Here is a 5,829-nt window from a genome sequence, read left to right on the forward strand (position 1 = left end):
GGAAACGCCCGGTTACATTCCGAACCCGGAAGCTAAGCCTTTCAGCGCCGATGGTACTGCAGGGGGGACCCTGTGGGAGAGTAGGACGCCGCCGAACAATTATTGAGCCCGTCACCGGAGCCTCTTCAGAGGCCCGGCGGCGGGCTTTTTCATGCCCTGAGGTAAGGTCGGGTGGAATCATCCGAGCGTACGTTCAAGAGAAGGGGCCCCCGGTGGAGGTCCAGGAGACAAGGGTGCAGACGGATCGCGTCTTCACGATCCCCAACATCCTGAGCATGGCACGGCTGTTGGGCGTGCCCGTATTCCTGTGGCTCATCCTGTGGCCCGAGTTCGGCGGTCCGAAGGTCGACGGCTGGGCACTGCTCGTGCTCGCCCTCAGCGGCGTGAGCGACTACCTGGACGGGAAGCTCGCGCGCCGCTGGAACCAGATCAGCAGCCTCGGCAGGGTGCTGGACCCGGCCGCCGACCGGCTGTACATCGTCTCCACGATCATCGGCCTCACGTGGCGCGGGATCCTACCGTGGTGGCTGACGGCCATCCTGGTGGCCCGGGACGCCGTCATGGGCGTGATGATCCTGGTCATGCGCCGGCACGGCTGGGGTCCGCCGCAGGTCAACTTCATGGGCAAGGCCGCCACCTTCAACCTCATGTACGCCTTCCCGCTGCTGCTGCTGAGCGACGGCGACGGGTGGCTGAACACGCTCGCTGCTATTTTCGGATGGGCGTTCGCAGGATGGGGTACAACGCTGTATTGGTGGGCAGGGATCCTCTACGTGGTCCAGGTCCGCCGACTCGTCAGGGCGGACGCCACGGCCGATTGAGCCCGCGTACCCGGCAGGAGAGCCCTCCGGCCGGGTACCCCGCGCGTGACCGGCGGTCCGGGGGACCGCGACGGTCCGCGTGAGAGAGAGCACGGGTGACGTCGGCAAGACAGTCGTCTCTTTGAGGAGGACGCTTCCGACATGAAGGCCGTCGTGATGGCCGGCGGCGAAGGAACACGCCTTCGCCCGATGACCTCGAGCATGCCCAAGCCGCTGCTGCCGGTCGTGAATCAGCCGATCATGCAGCACGTGCTCAAGCTGCTCAAGCGGCACGGTCTGACCGAGACCGTGGTGACCGTGCAGTTCCTCGCCTCGCTCGTCAAGAACTACTTCGGTGACGGCGAAGAGCTCGGCATGGACCTCACCTACGCGAACGAGGAGAAGCCACTCGGCACCGCCGGCAGCGTCAAGAACGCCGAGGACGCCCTCAAGGACGATTCGTTCCTGGTGATCTCCGGTGACGCACTGACCGATTTCGACCTGACCGAGCTGATCAACTTCCACAAGGAGAAGGGCGCACTGGTCACGGTCTGCCTGACCCGGGTGCCCAACCCCCTGGAGTTCGGGATCACCATCGTCGACGAGGAGGGCAAGGTCGAGCGCTTCCTCGAGAAGCCGACCTGGGGCCAGGTCTTCTCGGACACGGTGAACACCGGCATCTACGTCATGGAGCCGGAGGTCTTCGACTACGTCGAGCCCGACGTCTCGGTGGACTGGTCCGGTGACGTGTTCCCGCAGTTGATGAAGGAAGGCAAGCCCGTCTACGGCTACATCGCCGAGGGCTACTGGGAGGACGTCGGCACCCACGAGAGCTACATCAAGGCGCAGGCCGACGTCCTGGAGGGCAAGGTCGACGTCGACCTCGAGGGCTTCGAGATCTCGCCCGGCGTCTGGGTCGCCGAGGGCGCGGAGGTGCACCCGGACGCGACGCTGCGCGGTCCCCTGTACGTCGGTGACTACGCCAAGGTCGAGGCCGGGGCCGAGCTGCGCGAGCACACGGTGATCGGCTCCAACGTCGTCGTGAAGTCCGGTGCCTTCCTGCACAAGGCCGTCGTCCACGACAACGTCTACATCGGGCCGCAGACCAACCTGCGCGGCTGCGTCATCGGCAAGAACACCGACGTCATGCGCGCGGCGCGGATCGACGACGGGGCGGTCATCGGCGACGAGTGCCTGATCGGCGAGGAGTCGATCATCGCGGGCGACGTCCGGGTGTACCCGTTCAAGACCATCGAGGCCGGCGCCTTCGTGAACACGTCGGTGATCTGGGAGTCCAGGGGCCAGGCGAACCTGTTCGGCGCGCGGGGCGTCTCCGGCATCCTGAACGTGGAGATCACCCCGGAGCTCGCCGTGCGCCTCGCGGGCGCGTACGCGACGACGCTCAAGAAGGGCGCCACCGTCACGACCGCCCGTGACCACTCCCGTGGTGCCCGTGCGCTGAAGCGTGCGGTGATCTCGGCGCTCCAGGCCAGCGCGATCGACGTACGGGACCTGGAGAACGTGCCGATGCCCGTGGCGCGGCAGCAGACCGCGCGCGGCAGCGCCGGCGGCATCATGATCCGTACGAGTCCGGGCATCCCCGACTCGGTGGACATCATGTTCTTCGACGAACGCGGCGCCGACCTGTCGGCGGCGGGGCAGCGCAAGCTGGACCGTGTGTTCGCGCGCCAGGAGTACCGCCGTGCGTTCCCCGGCGAGATCGGCGACCTGAACTTCCCGGCGAGCGTCTTCGACTCCTACACGGGCGCGCTGCTGCGGGCCGTGGACACCTCGGGCATCGCCGAGGCAGGGCTGAAGGTCGTGGTCGACGCCGCGAACGGCAGCGCGGGACTCGTCCTGCCCAGCCTGCTCGGCCGGCTCGGGGTGGACTCGCTGACGATCAACCCCGGCCTCAACGAGGCCAGGCCCACCGAGACGGCCGATGGCCGGCGCGCGGGCCTGGTCCGGCTCGGGGAGATCGTGGCGTCCTCGCGGGCGGCCTTCGGCGTGCGCTTCGACCCGGTCGGGGAGCGGCTGTCGCTGGTGGACGAGCGCGGCAAGATCATCGAGGACGACCGGGCGCTGCTGGTCATGCTCGACCTGGTCGCCGCCGAGCGGCGCAGCGGCCGGGTGGCGCTCCCCGTGACGACGACCCGCATCGCCGAACAGGTCGCGGCGTACCACGGGACGCAGGTGGACTGGACGACGACCTCGCCCGACGACCTCACCCGGGTCGGCCGGCAGGACACGACCATCTTCGGCGGTGACGGCAAGGGCGGCATCATCATCCCGGAGTTCAGCAGCGTCTTCGACGGCGCCGCGGCCTTCGTGCGGCTGATCGGCCTGGTGGCGCGTACCCAGCTCACCCTGAGCCAGATCGACGCCCGCATCCCCCGTGCCCACGTCCTCAAGCGGGACCTGGCGACGCCGTGGGCGGTCAAGGGCCTGGTCATGCGCCGGGTGGTCGAGGAGGCGGGGGACCGCAACGTCGACACCACCGACGGCGTGCGCGTGGTCGAGGCGGACGGCCGCTGGGTGATGGTGCTGCCCGACCCGGCCGAGGCGGTCACGCACCTGTGGGCGGAGGGGCCGGACGACGCCTCCGCGCAGGCACTGCTCGACGAGTGGTCGTCGATCGTGGACAGCGCCGGCCGCTGATCCCGCTCCGGCACCGGCTCACGGGCCCCTCCCGACGCGACGAACGGCGCGTCGGGAGGGGCCCGTTCGAGGTCGGTGGCACGGACATGCGACGATGTGCGGCATGTCGCAGCAGCACCCCGATCGGAGCAGCGCCCCTGGGAGGGCCGTGACCCGGCGCCCGGACGCCTCCATGTCGCTGCTGACGAACGTCATGGAGCACAGTCTCGACGACGGGTACGCCGAGGCCGCCGCCCGCCGGGGCGCCACGGGCACGTCCCGTCTGCCCGCAACGCTGCGGGGCCGGCTGGTGCTCGCACTGGGCCTGGTGCTGGCCGGCGTCGTGGTCACCATAGGCGCGGCGCAGACGCAGGTGGCCGCCCCGACGCTGGCCAAGGAGCGGCAGAAGCTCATCGACCGCATCGAGTCCGAGACCCGTACCGCCGACGAGCTGCAGAAGAGCGTGGACGGGCTGCGCGACGAGGTGGCGGCCAAGCAGCGTCAGGCACTCAACGACCGCGACGGTGACGCGGAGCGCGTGGCGCTCCTGGCCGGGGCGACGCCGGTCACGGGGCCGGGCATCGAGCTGGAGGTCAACGACGCCAAGGAGGCCTCGTCGGGCGGCGGTGGCGATCCGCGTACGACCAGTGACTTCTCCGACACCGGCCGGGTACGCGACCGGGACATGCAGCGCGTCGTCAACGGCCTGTGGGCAGCGGGGGCGGAGGCCATCTCCATCAACGGGCAGCGGTTGACGTCGTTGTCGGCCATCCGTGCCGCGGGTGACGCCATACTGGTCGACAACCGGCCGCTGGTTCCGCCCTACACGATCCTGGCGATCGGGGACCCGCAGAAGCTGAGCACGTCCTTCCAGGACGGTGCGGACGGGCAGTACCTGCACGTCCTGCAGGAGAACTACGGGATCCGCGCACGCATCTCCGAGAAGGAGAAGCTGGAACTGCCCGCGGCTCCGAGCCTGATCATCCGCTCCGCGACCCCGGTCCCGTCGGCCGGGCCGTCGTCGAGCGCATCCGGAAATGGGAAGGGTACGAATTGATCGCCGTACTGGGCCTGATCGTTGGAGTGGTGGTGGGCCTGGTGGTCCGCCCCGTCGTGCCGACGGTGGTCGAGCCCTACCTCCCGATCGCCGTGGTCGCCGCGCTCGACGCCGTCTTCGGCGGTCTGCGGGCCATGCTCGACGGGATCTTCGACGACAAGGTCTTCGTGGTCTCCTTCCTGTCCAACGTCGTCGTGGCCGCGCTGATCGTCTTCCTGGGCGACAAGCTGGGGGTGGGTGCGCAGCTCTCCACGGGTGTGGTCGTCGTCCTCGGCATCCGCATCTTCTCCAACGCCGCGGCGATCCGCCGCCATGTCTTCCGGGCGTGACAGCACGATGAGTGACGAGAACGACCAGACGCCGGAACGGCCGGAGGCGCCGCGGCCCGCGGAGCCCTCCCGGCCGGAACGGCCGCGTCCCGAGCTGCCCGCCGGGGCCGAGCCGCCGGCGCGGGAGCGGCCCGCTGCGCGCCCGGAGCTGCCCGCGGCCGGACCGGTGCCGGCCGCAGGGCCGTCGGACGCGGGGCAATCCGCGCCCGGTCGACAGCAGCCGCAGCAGGAATCGGGGGATCGGCGGGGAACGGCGTCCGGCGTGAGCGGCCGGCAACGCCTCAAGGCGGGGCTGTGGCCGCCGCGGGTGTCCCGGGCGCAGTTGATCGTCGCGCTGCTGCTGTTCGTCCTCGGTCTGGGCCTGGCCATCCAGGTCCGCTCGACCAGCGACACCAGCGCGCTGCGTGGTGCCCGCCAGGAGGACCTGGTGCGCATCCTGGACGAGCTGGACAACCGCTCGCAGCGGCTCGGCGATGAGCGGCGGCGCCTCGAGGAGCAGCGCACCGAGCTGGAGAACAGCTCGGACCAGGCCGAGGAGGCCCGCAAGCAGACCGAGCAGAAGGCGGAGCAGCTCGGGGTGCTGGCCGGCACGGTCGCCGTCGAGGGTCCCGGCATCACGTTGACGATCAACGACCCCCAGGACGCCGTCGAGGCCGACATGCTGCTCGACGCGCTGCAGGAGCTGCGCGCCGCGGGAGCGGAGGCGATCCAGATCAACGACGTGCGGGTCGTCGCCGACACGTACTTCATCCAGGGGTCGGGCGGTGTGCAGATCGACGGACACAAGGTCAGCGCGCCCTACCGCTTCAAGGTCATCGGTAATCCACAGGATCTTGAACCCGCCCTGAACATCCCGGGCGGCGTGGTACAGACTTTGGAGAAGGAGCAGGCCACAGCGGATGTGACGCGATCGGAGAAGATCGTTGTCGACGCCTTGCGGCCGTCGGAGCAGCCTGACTACGCTCAGTCGTCGACCCGGTGAGGCGGGGGCGAGTGGGGTTTGCGG

General features: G+C 69.7%; 5 protein-coding genes and 1 rRNA gene. All 6 read left to right on the top strand.

The genetic code is table 11. The annotated features are described in order from the left end of the window. Positions 1–97, top strand: a 5S ribosomal RNA gene (gene rrf, locus PV341_RS43315); the annotation flags it as partial. A gap of 115 nt (positions 98–212) precedes the next feature. Next, positions 213–821 (top strand): cardiolipin synthase ClsA, encoded by a 609-nt coding sequence (gene clsA, locus PV341_RS43320; protein WP_026250929.1) that lies wholly within the window; start codon positions 213–215, stop codon positions 819–821. Positions 822–962: 141 nt separating this feature from the next. Next, complete coding sequence (locus PV341_RS43325; RefSeq protein WP_499510570.1) at positions 963–3,458, top strand: sugar phosphate nucleotidyltransferase; 2,496 nt, start codon at positions 963–965, stop codon at positions 3,456–3,458. A gap of 94 nt (positions 3,459–3,552) precedes the next feature. Beyond that, complete coding sequence (locus PV341_RS43330) at positions 3,553–4,494, top strand: DUF881 domain-containing protein (protein ID WP_500325242.1); 942 nt, start codon at positions 3,553–3,555, stop codon at positions 4,492–4,494. Beyond that, entirely contained in the window at positions 4,491–4,823 is a 333-nt protein-coding gene (locus PV341_RS43335; protein WP_003984969.1) for a small basic family protein, read from the top strand. Before PV341_RS43330 ends, PV341_RS43335 begins: the two co-directional genes overlap by 4 nt. Before the next feature lie 7 nt (positions 4,824–4,830). Then, on the top strand, positions 4,831–5,805 hold the full coding sequence (locus PV341_RS43340) for a DUF881 domain-containing protein (protein WP_500325240.1): 975 nt from the start codon (positions 4,831–4,833) through the stop codon (positions 5,803–5,805). The last annotated feature ends 24 nt before the right edge of the window (positions 5,806–5,829 follow it).

The organism is Streptomyces sp. PA03-1a, from assembly GCF_033792805.1.
Taxonomy (GTDB): domain Bacteria; phylum Actinomycetota; class Actinomycetes; order Streptomycetales; family Streptomycetaceae; genus Actinacidiphila.